General features: G+C 72.8%; 20 protein-coding genes. 13 read left to right on the forward strand and 7 right to left on the reverse strand.

Annotated features, from left to right (window positions below):
• Positions 1–154 precede the first annotated feature (154 nt).
• On the reverse strand, positions 155–970 hold the full coding sequence (locus tag QUG92_RS16840) for a glycoside hydrolase family 16 protein (RefSeq protein ID WP_182045521.1): 816 nt from the start codon (positions 968–970) through the stop codon (positions 155–157).
• A gap of 205 nt (positions 971–1,175) precedes the next feature.
• On the opposite strand from QUG92_RS16840, the gene QUG92_RS16845 reads away from it, so the two are divergent.
• Positions 1,176–2,054, forward strand: coding sequence for a DUF808 domain-containing protein (locus QUG92_RS16845; protein ID WP_289460056.1), 879 nt, complete (start codon positions 1,176–1,178; stop codon positions 2,052–2,054).
• Positions 2,055–2,098: 44 nt separating this feature from the next.
• Here QUG92_RS16845 and QUG92_RS16850 read toward each other — a convergent pair whose 3' ends face one another.
• The 3 genes from QUG92_RS16850 to mtnN all read right to left on the reverse strand — a co-directional run bounded on the left by QUG92_RS16850 (position 2,099) and on the right by mtnN (position 5,557).
• Positions 2,099–2,314 carry a hypothetical protein gene (locus QUG92_RS16850; RefSeq protein WP_182045523.1) on the reverse strand — a complete coding sequence of 72 codons (216 nt, stop codon included), beginning with the start codon at positions 2,312–2,314 and terminating at the stop codon, positions 2,099–2,101.
• Positions 2,315–2,426: 112 nt separating this feature from the next.
• The gene (locus QUG92_RS16855) at positions 2,427–4,376 is read right to left on the reverse strand and encodes a potassium transporter Kup (protein WP_069712540.1); all 1,950 of its coding nucleotides are present in this window, start codon (positions 4,374–4,376) and stop codon (positions 2,427–2,429) included.
• A gap of 470 nt (positions 4,377–4,846) precedes the next feature.
• Positions 4,847–5,557: a 5'-methylthioadenosine/S-adenosylhomocysteine nucleosidase gene (gene mtnN / locus QUG92_RS16860; RefSeq protein WP_083263868.1), complete on the reverse strand. Its 711-nt coding sequence runs from the start codon at positions 5,555–5,557 to the stop codon at positions 4,847–4,849.
• Positions 5,558–5,697: 140 nt separating this feature from the next.
• Here mtnN and QUG92_RS16865 point away from each other — a divergent pair, with 140 nt between their 5' ends.
• Both QUG92_RS16865 and QUG92_RS16870 read left to right on the forward strand, forming a co-directional pair.
• Positions 5,698–7,479 carry a galactose-binding domain-containing protein gene (locus tag QUG92_RS16865; RefSeq protein WP_289460057.1) on the forward strand — a complete coding sequence of 594 codons (1,782 nt, stop codon included), beginning with the start codon at positions 5,698–5,700 and terminating at the stop codon, positions 7,477–7,479.
• A 58-nt stretch (positions 7,480–7,537) separates the two neighbouring features.
• A complete protein-coding gene (locus QUG92_RS16870; protein WP_182045525.1) occupies positions 7,538–8,380 on the forward strand; it encodes a formate/nitrite transporter family protein in 843 nt (280 codons plus the stop codon).
• Between the two features lie 84 nt (positions 8,381–8,464).
• Here QUG92_RS16870 and QUG92_RS16875 read toward each other — a convergent pair whose 3' ends face one another.
• On the reverse strand, positions 8,465–8,767 hold the full coding sequence (locus tag QUG92_RS16875) for a hypothetical protein (protein WP_182045526.1): 303 nt from the start codon (positions 8,765–8,767) through the stop codon (positions 8,465–8,467).
• Between the two features lie 132 nt (positions 8,768–8,899).
• Here QUG92_RS16875 and QUG92_RS16880 point away from each other — a divergent pair, with 132 nt between their 5' ends.
• Both QUG92_RS16880 and QUG92_RS16885 read left to right on the forward strand, forming a co-directional pair.
• Positions 8,900–9,400: a BLUF domain-containing protein gene (locus QUG92_RS16880; protein WP_289460058.1), complete on the forward strand. Its 501-nt coding sequence runs from the start codon at positions 8,900–8,902 to the stop codon at positions 9,398–9,400.
• A 40-nt stretch (positions 9,401–9,440) separates the two neighbouring features.
• Positions 9,441–10,475: an LLM class flavin-dependent oxidoreductase gene (locus QUG92_RS16885; RefSeq protein ID WP_289460059.1), complete on the forward strand. Its 1,035-nt coding sequence runs from the start codon at positions 9,441–9,443 to the stop codon at positions 10,473–10,475.
• 84 nt (positions 10,476–10,559) lie between these two features.
• On the opposite strand, the gene QUG92_RS16890 is transcribed toward QUG92_RS16885, so the two are convergent.
• Positions 10,560–10,973: a winged helix-turn-helix transcriptional regulator gene (locus QUG92_RS16890; RefSeq protein ID WP_289460060.1), complete on the reverse strand. Its 414-nt coding sequence runs from the start codon at positions 10,971–10,973 to the stop codon at positions 10,560–10,562.
• A gap of 143 nt (positions 10,974–11,116) precedes the next feature.
• On the opposite strand from QUG92_RS16890, the gene QUG92_RS16895 reads away from it, so the two are divergent.
• A complete protein-coding gene (locus QUG92_RS16895; protein WP_289460061.1) occupies positions 11,117–12,145 on the forward strand; it encodes a zinc-binding alcohol dehydrogenase family protein in 1,029 nt (342 codons plus the stop codon).
• Between the two features lie 5 nt (positions 12,146–12,150).
• Here the strand turns inward: QUG92_RS16895 and QUG92_RS16900 are convergent, their stop codons facing one another.
• On the reverse strand, positions 12,151–13,212 hold the full coding sequence (locus QUG92_RS16900) for a GAF domain-containing protein (RefSeq protein WP_182045529.1): 1,062 nt from the start codon (positions 13,210–13,212) through the stop codon (positions 12,151–12,153).
• A 326-nt stretch (positions 13,213–13,538) separates the two neighbouring features.
• Here QUG92_RS16900 and QUG92_RS16905 point away from each other — a divergent pair, with 326 nt between their 5' ends.
• The 7 genes from QUG92_RS16905 to QUG92_RS16935 all read left to right on the forward strand — a co-directional run bounded on the left by QUG92_RS16905 (position 13,539) and on the right by QUG92_RS16935 (position 20,091).
• The gene (locus QUG92_RS16905) at positions 13,539–14,444 is read left to right on the forward strand and encodes a carbon-nitrogen hydrolase family protein (protein WP_182045530.1); all 906 of its coding nucleotides are present in this window, start codon (positions 13,539–13,541) and stop codon (positions 14,442–14,444) included.
• 1 nt (position 14,445) lies between these two features.
• The gene (locus tag QUG92_RS16910) at positions 14,446–14,736 is read left to right on the forward strand and encodes an MSMEG_0570 family nitrogen starvation response protein (protein WP_259346037.1); all 291 of its coding nucleotides are present in this window, start codon (positions 14,446–14,448) and stop codon (positions 14,734–14,736) included.
• Complete coding sequence (locus QUG92_RS16915; RefSeq protein ID WP_289460062.1) at positions 14,733–16,010, forward strand: MSMEG_0569 family flavin-dependent oxidoreductase; 1,278 nt, start codon at positions 14,733–14,735, stop codon at positions 16,008–16,010. The genes QUG92_RS16910 and QUG92_RS16915 overlap by 4 nt, the downstream gene beginning before the upstream one ends.
• A 48-nt stretch (positions 16,011–16,058) precedes the next feature.
• A complete protein-coding gene (locus tag QUG92_RS16920; RefSeq protein ID WP_289460063.1) occupies positions 16,059–16,907 on the forward strand; it encodes a carbon-nitrogen hydrolase family protein in 849 nt (282 codons plus the stop codon).
• Between the two features lie 146 nt (positions 16,908–17,053).
• Complete coding sequence (locus QUG92_RS16925) at positions 17,054–17,599, forward strand: MSMEG_0572/Sll0783 family nitrogen starvation response protein (protein WP_289460064.1); 546 nt, start codon at positions 17,054–17,056, stop codon at positions 17,597–17,599.
• A gap of 4 nt (positions 17,600–17,603) precedes the next feature.
• Positions 17,604–18,683: an MSMEG_0568 family radical SAM protein gene (locus QUG92_RS16930; protein ID WP_220456172.1), complete on the forward strand. Its 1,080-nt coding sequence runs from the start codon at positions 17,604–17,606 to the stop codon at positions 18,681–18,683.
• Positions 18,684–18,693: 10 nt separating this feature from the next.
• Complete coding sequence (locus QUG92_RS16935; protein WP_289460065.1) at positions 18,694–20,091, forward strand: MSMEG_0567/sll0787 family protein; 1,398 nt, start codon at positions 18,694–18,696, stop codon at positions 20,089–20,091.
• Positions 20,092–20,093: the final 2 nt, after the last annotated feature.

A 20,093-nucleotide genomic window follows, 5' to 3' on the forward strand; every position in this document is an offset into this window, starting at 1 on the left:
AGTCTCGGGCCTGGCGACGGTCTGCACGCTCGTACGCACGAGGACCGTCGCACACCGCGAGTCTCGTGCCCCCCCCGGGGGGGGGGGGGGGGGGGGGGGGGGGGGGGGCCGCCCCCCCCCCCCCCCCCGCGCCTCCCGTCCGTCAGTCCGTCCGTCAGTCGTAGATCGTGACCCAGTCGACCTTGACGTGCCCACTCGCCTTGGCGGGGGTCCGCGAGCCGGTGTCGGTCTCGGCCTGCAGGGTCACCCGCATGGGCTTCGTCGGCACGGCCTTCGTGGTCGAGGCGACGAGCTTGCCGTCCCAGTAGAAGCGGACGGCGGTCCGGTCCCACTCCGTGGTCGCGACGTGGTAGAGCGCGGTGTCGGTGGGGGCGAACGTCTCACGCTCGGGCTGGAACACCATCCCGCGGGCGGACATGCTGCCGGGTACCGCGGACGCCGGTCGGGGCTTGGCACCCAGCGTGGCCTCGGGCCAGTCGATCTCGCCCTCGTTCCAGTTGTCGCTGTTGGGCCAGAGCATCACGACGAACTTGTAGCCCGGCGTGTTCGTGGTCTTGTACCGGATCGACACGCGACCGGTCGTGTGGGGCTTGTAGCCGTCCGGCATCACGGCTGCGGCCATGGGTCGTCCGGCGTCCGACTTCAGGTAGAAGTCGAGCGCACTGTTCGACACGCTGAGCACCTTCGACGGCGTGTACCGGCCCTGCCCGCTCGTGTCGGCGAAGCCGTCGTACAGGCCCATGCCCGGGTACCGCTTCGCGACCGTGCCCGTCGGTGCCGCCGTGTCGAAGTCCTGGCGGTAGGTCTGCTTCCACGTCCGCCCGTTCGAGACGACGTTGCCCTTCGGCGCCGTCGTCGTGTACGCGTTCGCCGGCGGTGCCGCGGACGCCGGGGCGGGAGCCGTGGTGTCGGCGACCGTGCCCGCTGCGAGCACGGCGACGGTGAGTGCGGCGACGATCGAGGTCTTCATGTGCGCTCCTGCCTGCGATCGCCGACGGTGGGTGACGTCGGCGGTGTGGGTGGTGGTGCTCGGGTCCGTCCTGCCGTGTCGGCTCCGCGACGGCGTCCGTCAGTGGAACCGTGCGCGGATCGCGCCGCGTGCCCCCGTCTGGGGTCACAGCGGTCTGCGCCACCGTCGCTGAGAGGACGTGCAGCCCTCCAGTAGGGTGAGCGACATGTCAGTCGGGTTGCTCGCCGTGGTGGACGACATCCTCTCCGCGGCCCTCAAGGCCAGTGCGAAGACCGCCGGGGTCGTCATCGACGACGCCGCCGTCACACCGCAGTACGTCCAGGGGCTCGAGCCCGCACGCGAACTCCCGGTGGTCGGGCGCATCGCGCTCGGCAGCCTGTTCAACAAGTTCGTCATCATCATCCCGCTGGCGCTGCTGCTGTCCGCGTTCGCGCCGGGGGTGCTGCCCTGGCTGCTCCTGGTCGGCGGGACCTACCTGTGCTTCGAGGGCGCCGAGAAGGTGACCGAGTGGTTCGGCGTGCACCACGGGTCCGCCGGCCCCGAGACCGTCGCCGAGAAGGGACTCGTGTTCGGGGCGATCCGGACCGACCTGATCCTCAGCACCGAGATCATGCTCATCGGGCTCGCGAGCCTCGACCCGGACCTCGGGTTCTGGCCGACCCTCGGCGCGCTCGCCGTCATCGGCCTCGGCATGACGGTCCTGGTCTACGGCGCCGTCGCGCTCCTCGTGAAGATCGACGACATCGGTGTCCGGATGACGGCGAGCCCGTCTGCCCGGACCCGACGCGCCGGCACCCGACTGGTGGACGCGATGCCGACGGTGTTCCGCGTGATCAGCGTCGTCGGCACCGTCGCGATGCTCTGGGTCGGTGGGCACCTCGTCATCGCGAACCTCGCGGAGACGTTCTGGTCCGGCCCGTACGACCTGCTGCACGTCGTCGAGCACGCGGTCGAGGCCGCCGGGCCCGTGGTCACCTGGATCGTGGACACCGCCGTGTCCGCCGTGGTCGGACTCGCCCTCGGGATGGTCGTCGTCGGGATCGTGCTCGGCATCGGACGCCTGCGGGGCTCGTCCGCGCACTGACCGCTGCGCCTCGGCGACGCCGACCGGAGCGGGTGCCCTGTGGGTCAGTGACCGTCGACCGACGACTCCCACTGGTACCAGGCCTCGAGCTGCGCCTGCGCGCTGCCGAGGGCACTGTGCGACCCGCGGACCGCGCCGTCGGCCGAGGTGAGCTCGTACTGCCGCTCGAGCGAGATGCGTGCCACGACCCGGTCACCGGCCACCGCCGACCACGAGGTCTCGGTGTCCTGACGCCAGGTGAGGTTGTGCTGGTGCATCATCGCTGCGGCTTCCGCTCGGTGCCGCGGGAGCCCGTACGGCGGAACGACCAGTCGGACGGTACGCCGTGGTCCTGGACCGTGCCCAGGTCCGGCACCGCGGTGGTGTCCGGCGTCAGATCTCGACGTCGCTGCCCATCGTCACGGTGCGCTGCGCCGGCAGCCCGAAGCGGGCCGCCGGATCGGCGGCGTTGTGGGCGAGACCGACGAAGAGCTTCTTGCGCCACCGGGCCATGCCGCCGTTGCCGGGCTGCGGCCGGAGTGCCCCGCGCGAGATGAAGTACGACGCCTTCGCCATGTCGTCCGGGTCGATGTCGAGCACCTCGGCCAGGCACGCGGCGTGCAGGGCCCGCGGCAGGTCCTGGTCGTCCGAGAAGCCGAACTTCACGGTGATGTGGTCGATGCCGTCGTCCTCGTAGCCGAGGTCGTCGCGGAAGAACGCCCGGGAGTGCGGCACGTGCGGCACGTTCGCCGTCAGGACCGACACGATGAGGACCGTGCGGTGCACCACGTGGTTGTGCTCCACGTTGGCCCGCAGCGCCAGCGGGGTGGTCTCCTTGTTCGGGTGCGGGAACACCGCGATCCCCTGCACCCGCGGGACGTGCTTCGTGTTGATCCGGTCGATGAAGTCGGCGAGGGACCCCTCGCGCTCCTTGCGTTCGTCCTGCACGAGCTGGCGACCGCGGCGCCACGTCGTCATGAGCGTGATGACGGCGAGCGCGATGAGCAGCGGCACCCACCCTCCGTGCAGGATCTTCGACAGGTTGCCGGCGAGGAACGTCAGCTCGAGGCCGCCGAACACGACCGCGGCGAGCACGAGCTTCCACGTCGCCCAGTGCCAGAGCGGCTTGACCACGAGGAGCAGCAGGAGCGTGTCGACGACGAGCGCACCGGTCACGGACACCCCGTACGCGGTCGCCAGGCTGGCGGACGACCGGAACGCGAGCATGATCGCCATCACGCCGATGAACAGCAGCAGGTTGACGGCCGGCAGGTAGATCTGGCCGCCCTCGTCGCGCGAGGTCTGCCGGATCGTCAGCGGCGGCAGGAGCCCGAGCTGGATCGCCTGGCGGGTCAGCGAGAACGCCCCCGAGATGACGGCCTGGCTGGCGATGACCGTCGCCATCGTCGCGAGCACGACCACCGGGATCTGCAGGGCGTCCGGGAAGAGCAGGAAGAACGGGTCCTTCGCGGCCGCCGGGTCCTCGAGCACGAGCGACGCCTGCCCGAGGTAGTTGAGCACGAGCGCGGGGAAGACGACGAAGAACCAGGCCCGCAGGATCGCCGGCCGGCCGAAGTGGCCCATGTCGGCGTAGAGGGCCTCGGCACCCGTGATGACGAGCACGACCGCGCCCATCGCCACGAACGTGATGTACGGGTGCGCGACGAGGAACGCGATCGCCCAGGTCGGCGACAGGCCCTGCAGCACGCCGGGGTGCGCGACGATGTGCGGCACGCCCGCAGCGGCGATGACGACGAACCACAGCAGCATGACGGGCCCGAAGAGGTTGCCCACCTTGCCGGTGCCGAACTTCTGCACGACGAACAGCAGCACGAGGATGACCGCGGCGATCGGCACGATGAGGTGCTCGACGGAGGGGGCGGCGGTGGACAGGCCCTCGACCGCGGAGAGCACCGACACCGCCGGGGTGATCACGGAGTCGCCGTAGAAGAGCGAGACGCCGATGATGCCGATCACGAGGAAGACCGTCGCTCCCCCGCGACGCTTGGCGTAGAGCCGCCGTGCGAGCGCGGCGAGTGCCATGACCCCGCCCTCGCCGTCGTTGTCGGCGCGCATGAGCACGAGCACGTACTTGATCGACACGACGATCGTGACGCTCCAGAACATGATGGAGATGACGCCGTACACGTCCTCCTGGTTCGCCTTGACGAGGCCGCCGTCGATGGTGAACACCGTGCGCAGGGCGTAGAGCGGGCTGGTGCCGATGTCGCCGAACACCACGCCGAGGGCGGCGAGCGCCAGGGCGGCGACACCCTTCGCGGGGCCGTGCGAGGGCGCGTCGACACCGTCGGTCGTCGGTGTCTGGGAGCGGGTCTCGGTCACGCTCGTCTCTTCCGTGCAGGGCCGTCCGGGCGACGGCCGCGGATCATCATCGCACCGCCGCGGCCCTGCGGCTCGCAGCGGACGCCCAACGGGTGACACGGGTGCGGGGACCGGCTGCTGTGCAGGGGTCGTACCCCGGCCCCTCGACGCGTACAGGAACGGCGACCTACCGTACGGTCCGACGCGGGACGCGTGGGCGCCCGCGCGCAGGGAAGGAGCACTCCATGGACCTCGACGGCTTCCAACCGGTCCAGCTGATCGTGTTCGTCATCGCGGCGGCGCTGGTGTTCGGCGGGCTGCTGAGCAGCCGACGCCGGCGCTGACCCGCGAACCTGCTGACCCGCTGGCCCGCTGATCCGCTGACCCGACCAGACCGGGCAGGGCGAGCGGACGGCGGACGGGAGGCACGGTGCGGACGCGCACCGCGCCTCCCGTCCGCCGTCGGTGCCGGTCATGAAGCGCGGAGCCGGTCAGACCGCCAGGTCCAGCAGCACGTCGTGCGCGACGCGCGCGGCGCGCGCCGACGCGTCGTCGAGGTGCTCGCGGAACTCGTCGCCGTCCGGGGCGCAGAGGTCGCTGATCCCCCGGATCGACAGGAACGGCATGCGGTGGACGTGCGCGAACTGCGCGATCGCCGCCGACTCCATGTCGACCGCCGCGATCGTCGGGAACGTCACGCGCAGGTCGCGGGCACGCGCGTCGGTCACGAAGACCTCGCTCGACCCGATCGACGCGACGCGCACGCGGTACGGCGTGTCGGCCGCGGCGGCACGCGCCAGCATCCCGGCGTCCGGGTCGTAGCGGGGCGGCATGCCCGGCACCTGGCCGAGGGCGTAGCCGAACGCGGTGGCGTCCGCGTTGATGTTGACGTAGTGGTCGCCCACCACGACGTCGCCGATCTCGATGCCGCGCTCGAGACCGCCGGCCGTGCCGACGCTCAGCACCGGGACGGTCCCGAAGTCGTGGAAGCAGTGCGCGACCGCCGCGGTCGCGTTGGTGAAGCCGATGCCGCTCCGGCGGAGGGCGACGAGCGACCCGTCGACGTCGAGCAGGTGGTGCTCGTCGTGGCCGCCCACGGGTCCGTCGTCGATGACGACGCCGCCGAGCAGGTCGGCGACGGCGGAGAGCTCCTCGGTCATCGCGGCGATGACGACGGCGACGGGGGTTCCTTCGGGCTGCACCGACCGATCCTCGCACGCAGCCCGGACGTCGCGGGACGGCTCGACCCCGGCCGGCCCCTCGGACTGGGGCGTCGGCGCCCCGTTGACCGCCGCGGAACGGTGTCCGTACCGTTGCGCTCGACACGATCGGAAGGGGCCCGATGCGCGCCGTCACCACCACCCTCGGCAGGACCGCCGGCACGACCGTCCGGGTCGCCGCCGCGGTGCTCGCCGTCGTCCTGCTCGCCGCACTGCTCGTGGCGACCAGGGGTCCGGCGGCGAGCGCCGCCCCGACGCTGCTGTCGCAGGGCCGACCGGCCGTGGCGTCGTCGAGCGACGCGACCGGCAGGGCTCCGGGCAAGGCCGTCGACGGCAGCACGAGCACCCGCTGGGCGAGCGCCCGGAGCGACGCGCAGTGGCTCCGCGTCGACCTCGGTCGGACGGCGACGATCTCGCGCGTGGTGCTCCGGTGGGAGGTCGCCTACGCGAAGGCCTACGACATCCAGGTGTCGGCGGACGCGAAGACCTGGCGCACGGTGTCGAGCACCCGCTCGGGCAAGGGCGGGGTCGTCACGACGGACCTGTCCGGCAGCGGCCGCTACGTGCGGATGCTCGGCGTGCAGCGCGGCACCCAGCACGGGTACTCGCTCTGGGAGTTCCAGGTCTACGGCACCGTGCCCGCCGCCACACCGAGCCCGACCCCGACGACCCCGCCGAGCGCGACGCCGACGCCCACCCCGACCCCGACCCCGACGACCCCGACGACCGGCGTGCGGGTCACCGGCACCCAGGGGGCGTGGCAGCTCACGGTCGACGGGAAGCCGTGGCTCGTGAAGGGCGTGACGTACGGCCCGCCGAACGCCCAGGCGGCGGACTACATGGACGACATCGCGAGCTTGGGCGTCAACACCGTGCGGACCTGGGGCACCGACGCGTCCTCCGCGCAGCTGTTCGACGCCGCGCGGGCACGCGGCATCCGGGTCGTCGCCGGGCTCTGGCTCGACCAGGGGGCGGACTACGTCGGGGACACGGAGTACAAGGCCGACACGCTCGCGAGCATCACGAGGACGGTGACGTCGTACCGCGACCACGGCGGGCTGCTGATGTGGGACGTCGGCAACGAGGTCATGCTCGGCCAGGGCGAGGCCCAGCGCATCGCGTACGCGAAGTACGTCGAGCAGGTCGTGCAGGCGATCCACCGCGCCGACCCGGGCCACCCGGTGACATCGACGGACGCCTGGACCGGCGCGTGGGACTACTACCAGCGGTACACGCCGAGCCTCGACCTCTACGCCGTGAACTCCTACGGCGGCATCGGCTGGGTCCAGCAGAAGTGGCGCGACGGCCGCTACACGAAGCCCTACCTGGTCACCGAGACCGGCCCGGCCGGCTCGTGGGAGGTCCCGAGCGACGCGAACGGCGTGCCCCGCCAGCCGGACGAGACCGCCACCGCGCAGGCCTACACGGACGCGTGGCGTGCCGTCACCGCGGCAACCGGCGTCGCCCTCGGCGCGACGATGTTCCACTACGGCGTCGAGAACGACGAGCCGGGCGTCTGGCTGAACCTCCGCACCGACGGGCTCAAGCGGCCGTCCTGGTACGCGGTGCAGCAGGCGTACCGCGGCACCGTCGCCGGCAACCGGCCGCCCGTCGTCGGCACCACCACCGCGAGCCCGTCGACCGGCGTCGCCCCCGGCGCGACGGTGACCGTCACCGCCCCGGTCTCGGACCCCGACGGCGACGCGCTCACCTGGCGCGCGTACACGTCGAGCCGGTACATCGACGGCAACGGAGCCCAGCGGGAGACGCCGGTCACACGCGCCGTGGACGGCTCCCTCCGGATCACCGCACCCACGACCCCGGGTGCGTGGAAGATCGCCGTCTACGCCCTCGACGGGCACGGCAACGTCGGCATCGGGACGACCTCGGTGCGGGTGCGCTGAGGTCGGGACGCGCCCCGTCGCCGACGTCCGCAGGGCCGAGGGGGCTACGGTCGGACCGGTGACCGATGATCGACGCCGCGAGGTCGGCGAGGGCGACGCACCCGTCGAGGACGAGATCGAGGAGTCCTTCGACGCCGTGGTCGACGAGGGTGCCGAACGACTGCAGCGGACGACGCGCGTGGTCCTGGCGACCGGGTTCGCCGGGGGCCTCGAGATCGGGCTCGGGGTGATGGGCTACCTCGCCGTGCTGCACGAGACCGACAGCCACCTGCTCGCGGGACTGGCCTTCAGCGTGGGGCTGATCGCCCTGCACCTGGCGCACAGCGAGCTCTTCACCGAGAACTTCCTCATGCCGATCGTGGCGCTCATCGCCCGCGAGGGCACCGTCGGTCAGCTCCTGCGGCTCTGGCTCGGGACCCTGCTCAGCAACCTCGCCGGCGGCTGGGTGGTGATGTGGCTCGTCGTGCAGGCGTTCCCGCAGTGGCACACGGTGCTCGAGGAGTCGGCACGGCACTACGTCGACACGCCCTTCGGGCTCCAGGCCGTCGTGCTCGCGGTCCTCGGCGGCAGCACGATCACCCTGATGACCCGCATGCAGCAGGGCACCGACTCCGACCCCGCGAAGCTCGTCGCGGCCGTGGTCGGCGGTTTCCTGCTCGCCGGGCTGCAGCTCTTCCACTCGATCCTCGACTCGCTGCTCGTGTTCGGCGCGATCCAGGCGGGGTCGTCGATCACCTACGGGCAGTGGCTCGGGTGGTTCGGCTACACGCTGCTGTTCAACGTGCTCGGCGGGGTCGTGCTCGTCACGTCGCTCCGCATCATCCGGTCCGCCGACCTGCTCCAGGGCCGGCGGCGCACCGCGCCGGACGCACCGGACCGCGGGGCGCGCGAACAGGGCTGACGCCGACACGTGACGGACGGGAGGCGCGTGGCGGCGCCGCCACGCGCCTCCCGTCCGGCACGGGGTCCCGCTGCGCCGGAGGGGTCAGTGAGCGGCGGGGGTGGCGACGGCCAGCGCGGACGCGAGCGTCGCGATGAGGCCGAGTCGGGCGAAGTACGGGCGGACCGTCACGGGGAGCAGCGCGATCAGCGCGAAGGCGTCCGCCGCGGTGTCCGCGAGCCGCTGCTGCTCGGATGCCGACAGCGGGACGCCGGCGGCGACCAGCGTGGCCCAGCCGACGATCTCCGCACTCGGGAGCTCCGGGTCGCACACGCTCGCACGGTCCACGCCCTCGGGCAGCGGCGACGTGCTGTGCACCAGCAGGGCTGCCTCGAGTTCCTCACGCATCGCTCCACCGTAGAGCCGCACCTGCCGAGGGTCACAGGAAGCCGGGGGACGTCGCTGCTCGCCAGCCGCGGTCCGGGTCCGGTCCGGCCCGGTCCCGGGCGGCTTCCCGGCGAGCACGGGTTGAGTGGGAGCGTGCACCCCGTCACCCCGGAACAGCCGCAGCAGCCCCTGCTGTCCCTCGTCTACGCGAGCCGCGCGGTCGTCGGCTTCGGGCTCGACGACCTCGACGAGCTCCTCGCGCACTCCCGCCGGGCGAACGCCGTCGCGGGGGTCACGGGTCTGCTCCTGTTCAAGGACCACCGGTTCCTGCAGTTGCTCGAGGGCCCGGCGACCGCGGTCCGCGAGAAGATGGCGTTCATCGCGGAGGACCCCCGCCACGAGCACGTCACCGTGCTGCTCGAGGAGGACGTGCCCACGCGGCAGTTCCCCGAGTGGACGATGGGCTACGCCGCCGAGGACACGCTGCAGCGCGCCGAGGTCCCCGGGCACCGCACCACCTTCGACGACATCGACTTCATCCCGGACGACCACCGCGTCGGCCCGAACCTGCCCGAGCTGCGCGAGCTGCTGCGCTGGTTCCGGGAGCACCAGCCGACCGCCGCGTCCGGCGTCGGGACCGCCCGCCCCCGGTGATCCCCGTGCCGCCGGGGCGTCCGTCTGGGACGATCGGGGCATGCCCTCCGACGGACGACCGCTCGAACGCCTCGGCTTCCTGACCCTCGGGTCCTTCGACCCGGCCGACCCCGCCGCCGGCCACGAGGAGACCCTCCGCGTGATCGAGCGGGCCGAGTCGCTCGGCTACGACAGCGCGTGGCTGCGGCACCGACACCTGCAGCACGGCATCTCCTCCCCCGTCGCGGTCATGGCGGCCGCGTCGCAGCGGACCTCCCGGATCGCGCTCGGGACCGCCGTCACCCCGATCGGCGCCGAGAACCCGTTCCGGCTCGCCGAGGACCTCGGCACCGTCGACGTCCTGCTCGGTGGACGTCTGCAGCCGGGGTTCTCGGTCGGGACCCCCATGCACTACGACCTGTACCGCGACGCGATCCACCCGGACACCGCCGAGCACGAGGACCTCGGCAACGAACGGCTCCTGCGCTTCCGCGACCTCGTGCGCGGCGACCCGGTGACGGACGGCGTCCAGCGCCGCGGGATCGAGGAGTTCGCGACGACCGTCCAACCGCAGAGCCCCGGGCTCGCCGATCGCATCTGGTACGGCACCGGCAGCACGCGCTCCGCCGTCTGGGCGGCGGAGCACGGGTTCCACCTGCTCACCTCGAGCGTCACGCGCGCCGAGGCGGGCAACGACTTCGCGACGAACCAGCGTGCGCAGGTCGAGGCCTACCTCGACGCACACCCGGACCGCGGGCGTGCCCGGATCTCGCAGGGCCTCGTGGTCATCCCGACGGACACCGCGACGGCGGAGCAGGAGGCGCGGTACCGGGCGTACGTCGCGGCGCGGTCGGAGCGGGTCGGCGTCCCCCAGGGGCCGGCCGGGCTGCTGTTCGCCGCGGACCTCGTCGGGACCTCGGCCGAGATCGCCGACCGCCTGCGCGCCGACGCCGGGTACCAGGTGGCGACGGAGGTGGCGTTCGCGCTGCCGTTCTCGTTCGAGGCCGACGAGTACGCCCAGATCGTGTCGGACATCGCGGAGCGGCTGGGGCCGGAGCTCGGGTGGGCGCCGCGGACGGGGTCGGTCGCACCCTGACCGTGCCGCTCCGCCCGGCAGGGTGCAGGTCCGGCAGGACGCAGGTCCGGCAGGACGCAGGTCCGGCAGGACGCAGGTCCGGCCTCAGTGTCGCGGCACGTTCGCTTCCACCCAGTCCCGCAGGCCCGCCAGGGGCACCGCGGCTCCCCGGCCGAGCGGCGTCAACGCGTACTCGACCCGTGGCGGCACCTCGGCGAACACCGTCCGGCTGACGAGCCCGGCACCCTCCAGCCGCTTCAGCGACGCGGAGAGCACCTTCGGACTGACGCCCTGCAACCGGCGACGGAGTTCACCGAACCGATGCGGGCCGCCCTCGAGGACGCCGATGGCGAGCGCCGTCCACTTGTTCGCGAGCAGGTCGAGCATCGACCGGCACGGGCAGGCTGCGGCGTAGACGTCGTCCCGGTCGCGGTCGCGGTCGCGGTCGCGGTCGCGGTCGCGGTCGCGGGAGTCGAGCACGTGCTCGGTGCCGGGGACATCGCTCGTCGACGTGCTCACCCCGGCACTGTACCCGTCGACCCGGTGCCGGGCGAGCCGTCCGGTCCCCGCCGGGTACGGCTCCCGACCGGGGCTTCCTCGGTCACCCGAGGGTGACCAGGACCCCTTGCGGGTGACCACGTGACAGGGTGCACAGTGGTCGCGTGACCAGCACGAACGAGATCCGAGCGATCGCACAGACAGCCGCACTGCCCGTCACCAGCACCGACAGCCTGGTGTCCACGACCATCCCCGGACCGGTGCCCGGGCCCCACGACCTGCTCGTCGAGGTCCGCGCGGTCTCGGTCAACCCGGTCGACGTGAAGCTCCGCGGCGGCGCCGAGCCGGAGGACGGCCTGCGGGTGCTCGGCTTCGACGCCTCCGGCACCGTCCGCGCCGTCGGTGGGGCGGTCACGCTCTTCGCGCCGGGGGACGAGGTCTCGTACGCCGGTGCGATCGACCGACCGGGCAGCAACGCCGAGCTGCAGCTCGTCGACGAACGCGTCGTCGGCCGGAAGCCGTCGACCCTGTCCCACACCGAGGCCGCCGCGCTCCCGCTCACCGGGATCACCGCGTGGGAGAGCCTGTTCGAGAAGCTCCGGATCGCGCCGGAGGCCACGGGCACCCTGCTGGTCGTCGGCGGTGCGGGCGGTGTCGGGTCGATCGCGATCCAGCTCGTCCGCGCCCTGCTGCCCGGGGTGCGCGTCATCGCCACGGCGTCACGTCCGGAGAGCGAGGCGTGGGTGCGTGACCTCGGCGCCCACGACGTCGTCGACCACCACGGTGACCTCGCCGCGCAGGTCCTCGAGCTCGCTCCGGACGGCATCGAGTGGATCCTGACGACGAACTCGACCGGGCAGCTCCCCGTGTACGAGCGCGTCCTCCGCACCTTCGGGCAGGTCGTCGCGATCGACGACCCCGAGCAGGTCGACGTCGTCGCGCTCAAGTCCAAGGCGCTCACCTGGCACTGGGAGTTCATGTTCGCCCGATCCCTGCACGGCGCCGCCGACCTGGCGGAGCAGCACCGCATCCTCGACCGGATCGCGGACCTCGTCGACGCCGGACGCATCCGCGGGACCGCGACGACCGTCCTGCGGCCGATCACCGCCGAGACCCTGCGCGAGGCGCACCGGCTCGTCGAGGGCGGACGCGTGATCGGGAAGGTCGTCGTGACGGACGAACCGGAGGACTGAGTCCGTCACGCCCAGCGGTACAGGGTGTCCCGGGCGAGGACGGCGAAGTCCCGCAACAGGTCGCGCTCCACGGTGTCCTCGCGCCGCGGCTCGGGGTCGAACACGCAGACCGCGCCGACCCGGGTCCCGTCCATGTCCTCGAGCGGATGGCCGGCGTAGAAGCGGATCCGCCCCCGACGTGCCACCTGCGGACGGTCCGGGTCCCAGGCGTCCCCGATGACCATCGGCCCGGACCCCAACACCGTCGACCGGCAGAAGGAGTCCTGCAGGGCGCCGTTCCCCCGCGGGATCCACAGGCTCGCAGCGGACCACTGGCGCCCCTCCGGCAGGAACGTGATCGCGGCGCCCCTCGTGTGGAAGAGCTCGGTCATCCGCTGCACCATCCGGTCCAGTGCAGCATCAGCCGGGGCATCCACGATCCCCAGGCGGCGGATCGCCTCGTAGCGGTGCTCGAACGGCTGCGGCGTCGAACGGCGCCACTGGGGGCTCCCGGCTCGGGCACGCTGCTGCTCGAGGAGCAGGTGCGTCACCTCCAGGAACAGCGGCGGGACCGACGTGAGCGCGTCGGGGTCGAGGTCGAGGACGACCAGGTCCGGCCGGGCCCGCTGCAGCGCCGCCGAGAGGGCACCCTGGTCCTCCGTGAGGGCCAGGGCGACCACGACCTCGGCGTTCGGCGCCAGCCGTGGCCGGAGCTGGTCGACCAGGACGAGGGCCTCCTCGGCGGCTCCGACGACGGCCGTGGTGGTCGTGCGACTGTGGACGACGCTGCCGGAGAGGCAGACCACCACCACGTCGTGGTTGGCGACCTGCAGCCCGCTCACGGCCGAGAGCAGCGTCTGCTCGGACCAGCTCGACCAGGGCACCGCGGTGACGTCGGCACCCCGACCGGACCGTGCGGCCACCGCGTCCGCCACCAGGCGGGCGGCGTCGTGGAGCGCTTCCCCCGGCGCGAGGACCGCATCGCCGAACACGAGGATCCGATCGGGGTCCGAGCCACCGGCCGACGCCGTGACGACGCGGGTCGGGAGCGGGCGGTGGGTGGGTCGTGGTGGTTCCGTCATCGTCATCGTCGGTATCCCTCTCGAGACAGCTGCTCCGGGACCGCCGCGGTCCGGGGAGCACTTCGGTGTGCGGCCGGCGCGCGCCGGCGTGGCCTCGACGGTAGACACGCGGACGGGGACGCGCGATCCGTTGCACGCGGACCCGGTGACGATCAGCGCGGTTCCCGGTAACAGACTCTCATTCCGCTCGAAACCATCCGGAAACACCCGCTCCGCAGACTGGTTGCAACGCTTCTCCCCGCACCGCCCGACAGTCGTCGGACGCGTCCGACCAGACGAGACCGCCGACCTCCGCGTGGTCCGGGTGTCGTCGACCGACCTGCAGGAGCACCATGCCACCCATCACGGTCGCGTCGGTCTCGGCGAACTTCACCCGGGACCTCGACCAGAACTTCGCACTCATCGAGCAGACGCTGCAGGACGCCCGGGCGCAGGGCGTGCAGTTCGTCGCCTTCCCCGAGGCGGCCATCGGCGGGTACCTGTCGTCGCTCGGCAACCACGGGGACACCGTCGCGACGACGAAGCGTTCGCTGCCCCCGGCGATCCGTCTGGACGGGCCGGAGATCCGGCGCATCCAGGAGCTCGCCGGCGACACCCTCGTCGCCATCGGCTTCTGCGAGCTCGACGACGACGGCGTGACGCGCTACAACGCGGCAGCATGCCTCGACGGCGGCCGGGTCTACGGCTCCTACCGGAAGGTGCACCAGCCGCTCGGGGAGCACATGTCGTACGCGGCCGGCGACTCCTACGCCGCGTTCGACACCCCGCTCGCCCGGGTCGGTCTGCAGATCTGCTACGACAAGGCCTTCCCGGAGGCCGCTCGGATGCTCGCCCTGGACGGCGCGGAGGTCATCGTCAGCCTCTCCGCCTGGCCCGCGGCACGCACCGCCACCGCAGAGGACCTGCAGGACGACCGGTGGACGTACCGGCACAACACCTTCGACGTCGCACGGGCGCTCGACAACCAGGTGTTCTGGATGGCGTCGAACCAGTCGGGCACCTTCGGATCCCTCCGCTACGTCGGGAACGCGAAGGTGGTGGACCCCGGCGGGAACGTGCTCGCGAACACCCTCCTCGACGCCGGACTCGCGGTCGCGGAGATCGACGTCGAGGGGACCTTCCGGGCGATGCGCGGCGGCATGTTCCACCTGCGCGATCGCCGCCCCGACCTCTACGGCCCGGTCGCCGAGTCGGAGTCGGCCTCGGTCAACGGGTGGCGGGAGCTCGCCCGTGCCTGAGATGCACTTCGCCGTCCGGTGGCCGGACGGCTCGGAGGCCTCCTACTACTCCCCCAGTCTCGTCGTCCACGACCACCTCGAGGTCGGCGGCACCTACCCGGTGGCGGAGTTCGTCGACCGCGCGGACCGGGCGCTCGACATCGCGAGCGAGCGGGTCCGTGCCCGGTTCGGGTTCGCCTGCACGTCCGCCGCCCACACCCGGCAGGAGATCGCCGACGCCGCGCGGGGCGTGGACGACGGCGAGGTCGTGGTGCTCCGGATGGAACCGCCGCTCGACGGAGCGCCCGCGTGATCGCCGTCACGCTCCGCGACGGCGACCACTTCGAGGCCGTCGTCGTCGGGGGCGGACAGGCCGGCCTCGCGGTGAGCCACGGGCTCGTGGCCTCCGGGGTCCACCACGTCGTGATCGAGCGCGACACCGTGGCGCACGAGTGGCGTGACGGCCGCTGGGACGCGTTCACCCTGGTCACACCCAACTGGCACTGCCGCCTGCCGGGGTACCCGTACGACGGCTCCGACCCCGACGGCTTCATGACGCGCGACGAGACGTACGCCTGGGTCCGTCGGTACGCCGACACCTTCGACGCCCCCGTGGCCGAGGGCATCGCGGTCGAGCGGGTCGAGCGGCGGGCCGGCGGCGGGTTCACGGTGCGGACCTCCGCGGGGACCGTCACGGCCGACACGGTGACCTCCGCCACCGGCGGCTACCACCGGCCCGTCGTCCCGACGTGGGCGGACGAGCTGCCCGCGCGGGTGCACCAGGTGCACTCGCACGAGTACCGCAACGCCCGGTCGCTGCCCGACGGGGCGGTGCTCGTGGTGGGGACGGGGCAGTCCGGCACGCAGATCGCCGAGGACCTGCTGCTCGAGGGCCGCGAGGTCCACCTGGCGCTCGGTCGCGCCCCCCGTGTCGCTCGCTCCTACCGCGGACGCGACTGCATGACCTGGCTCGCGGAGATGGGCGTGTACGACGTCCCGGTCGCCACGCGGGGGCTCGCCAAGCGGGAGTCGACGAACCACTACGTCACCGGCCGTGGTGGTGGCCGCGACGTCGACCTCCGCGCCTTCGCCCTCCAGGGGATGCACCTGCACGGACGCGCGACCGGCATCGCGGACGGCGGCGTGACGTTCGGCGGCGGCCTCGCCGCGGACCTCGACCACGCCGACTCCGTGGCCGAGTCGATCAAGGACGACATCGACCGGTACATCGACCGTGTCGGGCTCGACGTGCCGCAGGAGCCCCGGTACGTGCCGGTGTGGCGGCCGGACGACACCGCACCCGGTGCTCCGCCGGCCCTGCCGCTGGACGCGATCGGCACGGTCGTGTGGGCGATCGGGTTCCGGGCCGACTGGTCGTGGCTCGGGGACCTGGGCGTCCTCGACGCCGAGTCGATGCCGGTGCACGACCGCGGCGTCACCGAGGTCCCTGGATTCCAGTTCATCGGCCTGCCGTGGATGCACACCTGGGGATCGGGCCGCTTCCACGCGGTCGCACGCGACGCGGAGCACGTCGCCGGGGTCGTCACCGCGAGGGTGCGCCCCGCGGTGCCCGCGCCGACGCGCTGATCGGCGGTCGCCGGCGCCGGAACGGACACCTCGCCCTACGCTGACCGTGTGACGACCGTGAGGATGGCAGCGGTGGCCGCGCACTTCGGCCGCGACGTGCAGCGCACGCTCACCAAGCTGCCCGGCATCGTCGAACAGGCCCGGGAGCGCGGCGTGGACCTGCTCGTCCTGCCCGACGCGACCATCGGCGGCTACCTGCTCGACCTCCACCACCCGGCCGCGACCGAGGACGGGATCCCCGGCGCGATCGACCTCGACGGCGCCGAGGTCCGTGCCGTCCAGGAGATGGCCGGAGACATGACGATCTGCTTCGGCATCTCCGAACGCGGCGACGTCGGGGGCGAGCCCGTGCGGTACAACACCGCGGTCTGCCTCACCGGCGACGGGGTGCTCGGCACGCACCGGAAGGTGCACCTGCCGCTCGGCGAGTCCGAGGCCTACCGGCCGGGCGACGAGTTCCGCGCCTTCGACACCCCCGTCGGTCGCGTCGGCATGCTCATCGACTTCGACAAGACCTTCCCGGAGGCGGCCCGCACGCTGGCCCTCGACGGCGCCGAGGTCCTGGCCTGCCTGAGCGCCTGGCCGGCCAGCGTCACCGACCGCTCCGACCGGATCCGTTCCGACCGGCAGGCGCACCTGTTCGACCTGTACGACTGCGCCCGTGCGGCGGAGAACCAGGTCGTCCTGGTGTCCTCGAACCAGACCGGGGTGCTCGGCGACCTCCGGTTCCTGGGGCAGGCGAAGATCGTCGACCCCGGCGGCGAGATCGTCGCCAAGACGTGGGCGAAGGGCGGCATGGCGGTCGCGGAGTTCGACGTCGCCGCGACGATCGCCCGCGCCCGACGATCGCTCGACCACGTCCGTCAGCGCTCCCCGTCGGCCTACCGCCTGGGCTGACCGTCCGCCCCGGAAACGCAATCGTCACGGACGAAACGCAGCGTTGTTCCAGGTGAAACCACTCCGAAACCGCGCGCCCGAACACTGGGACCACCGGCGCGGAGCAGTCTCCTCGCCGCCTCCCGACGCAGAGCAAGGAGCACTCGATGACCGATGCAGCCACCGACACCCCGGACTACGACGCGATCGTCGCGGAGAACGCCGAGAAGTCGCGCAACGAGATCGCGCACCCGTCACTGCCGAAGGGCAGCAACATCTACGGCTCCACCAAGGTCTTCCCCGACTACGAGGCGACGAAGGACCAGTACTACTTCCAGCTCGTGCACGGCATCGCACACGAGTCGTCGGTGTCGTTCGTCGCGGTGCTCCAGGCGACGCGTGCGCTCCGCAAGGGCTTCACCAGCGTCCTGTACTTCTACGGACCCGGTGCCATGAACTGCATCGCGAACCGCGGGTTCCCGACGACCGGCGCCGACGGGTTCCCGGGCGAGAACAACATCAACAACGCCCTCGAGACCTTCATCGCCGAGGGCGGGACGGTCTTCTGCTGCCGCTTCGGCCTCGCCCTGCACGGCAACCGCGAGGAGGACCTCATCGCCGGTGTCACCCCCTGCCACCCGCTCGACGTGCAGGACGCCGTCATCCACTACGCCCGCAAGGGCGCGATCATCAACAGCACCTACATGGTGTGACGCCGTGACGATCACCAACAACGGCACCGACCGCGTCGGGCACCGGGTGGCGGTGTCCCTCCTCGGTGTGCGAGTCGCCGCACCGGTGCACCGCGAGGGCGGAGCCGGTCCGTCGGACGACGGCCACGTGCTGTTCGAGGGACTGCAGGCGGCACTGCCGGTGAACGCCACGAGCCCGTACACCGTGTCGGGCGGGAAGCTCATGCTCGACGGTGCCGACCTCGGGCTGAGCGTCGACCCCGTCGCCCGCCCCCGCTTCTACGACCTCGTGACCGCGGACGGCGTGCGCTACGAGCAGGTCGCCCGGCTGCACGGCGCCAAGGTCCTCGCCACCACCGTCGTGCAGACCTGCATGCGGTACGACGAGGCCGAGCGCTGTCGGTTCTGCTCCATCGAGGAGAGCCTCCGTGCCGGGAACACCATCGCGGTGAAGACCCCGGCGATGCTCGCGGAGGTCGCCGAGGCAGCGGTCCGGCTCGACGGCGTCGAGCAGATGGTGATGACGACCGGCACCTCGAAGGGGCGCGACCGGGGCGCGACGCACCTCGCCCGCTGCGTCCGCGCGATCAAGGAGCGCGTCCCGGAGCTCGGCATCCAGGTCCAGTGCGAGCCCCCGGCCGACCTCCGCACCATCACGGACCTGTACGAGGCGGGTGCCCGCAGCATCGGCATCCACGTCGAGTCGATGGACGACGACGTGCGACGCCGCTGGACGCCCGGCAAGGCGCGCGTGCCGCTCGACGAGTACCGGGCCGCATGGCGCGAAGCCGTCCGGGTCTTCGGGTGGAACCAGGTCTCGACCTACCTGATCGTCGGCATGGGCGAGGACCCGGACGAGCTCGTCGCGTCGGCCGGCGAGCTCGTCGAGATGGGCGTCTACCCGTTCGTCGTCCCGTTCCGTCCGATCCGCGGCACGCTCGCCGTCGACGTCGACGGGGCGACCACGCCGTCCCGCGACGTGATGCACGACGTCACCCGCCGGGTCTCCGCGCTGCTGCTCGCCGCTGGCATGCACGGCGCCGACCAGGCCGCCGGCTGCGCCGCCTGCGGCGCGTGCTCCGTCCTCAGCACGACGGGGGCCTGACGTGCCGTCGATGGAGGTCCCCGCGCTCATGGGTCCGGCGCCCACCGCGTCGGTCGCACCCGCACCCTTCGTCGTCGGGATCGCCGACGCCGTCGAGGTCGCCGCGTACCGGCGGCTCCGGCACGACGCGTTCGTCGACGACCAGGGCCTGTTCGACCGGACGGACGTGGACCACCTCGACCAGGACCACCGCACGGTCGTCCTCGTCGCCCGCGCGACGGACGGCAGCGGCGCGGTGCTCGGCGGCGTCCGCGTCGCCCCGGCCACGGTCCGTGAGATCGGCTGGTGGACCGGCAGTCGGCTCGTCGTCGGTCCCGCGGCGCGGAACGCGGCCGGGGTCGGCTCGGCGCTCGTCCGCGCTGCGTGCGCACTGGTCGAGCAGCGCGGTGCGCTGCGGTTCGACGCCCTCGTGCAGGAGCGCGCAGCGGCGCTCTTCACCCGCATCGGCTGGCAGCCCACGGGCCGCGAGGTGCTCGGCGGCGTCCCGCACCTGCGCATGCGCTGGCCCGTCGACCGCTACCAGCGCCTCGTCGACGCGACGAAGGCGCACCTGGCGGCGCTGTTCGCCGGTGACCGGCCGGGAGGCGCGGGCTGGGTCGGCGACGACGGCGCACCGCTCGCGGGCACCGACGTGATCGCCGCGTGCGACGCGATCCTGCCGTCGATGGTCGAGCGGGACCCCGAGTGGGCCGGGTGGTGCGGCGTCCTCGTCAACGTCAACGACCTGACCGCGATGGGTGCTGCACCCACGGCGCTCCTCGACGCCGTCGCCGGACGCGACACCTCGTTCGTCGCGCGGGTCGTGGCGGGGCTGCGCCGCGCCTCCGACGCCTGGGGCGTCCCGATCATCGGCGGCCACACGCAGGTCGGCGTCCCCGCCGCGCTGTCGGTCACGGCGCTCGGCCGGACCGAGCACCCGGTGCCCGGCGGCGGCGCGCGGCCGGGCCAGCGGATCTCGCTGACGGCGGACCTGTCCGGCGGGTGGCGGACCGGGCACACCGGCGCCCAGTGGAACAGCACCGAGGGGCGGGACCGTGCCGCCCTGCGCGACCTCGCCGCGACCGTCGGCCGCGCGCGACCCGCGGCCGCGAAGGACGTCAGCATGGCCGGGATCGTCGGCACCGCCGGGATGCTCGCCGAGGCGTCCGGTGGCGGCGCCGTCCTCGACGTCGCCGACGTCCCGATCCCGCGGCTCGCGGCGACGGCGGACTGGCTCGGCTGCTTCCCCGGATTCGCGATGCTCACCGCGGACGATGCCGGGGCGAGCCGGATGGCCTCCCCCGCGGCGACCACCCGCGAGTGCGGGGAGGTCACGAGCGAGCCGGGGGTCCGCCTCCGCTGGCCGGACGGTGAGGAGACCACGGTGGTGACCGGCGGCGTCACGGGCTTCGGCAGCGCGGCGGCCTGAGC

Origin of the sequence: Curtobacterium citri (assembly GCF_030362955.1) — a bacterium.
In the GTDB taxonomy this organism is placed as follows: Bacteria; Actinomycetota; Actinomycetes; order Actinomycetales; family Microbacteriaceae; genus Curtobacterium; species Curtobacterium citri.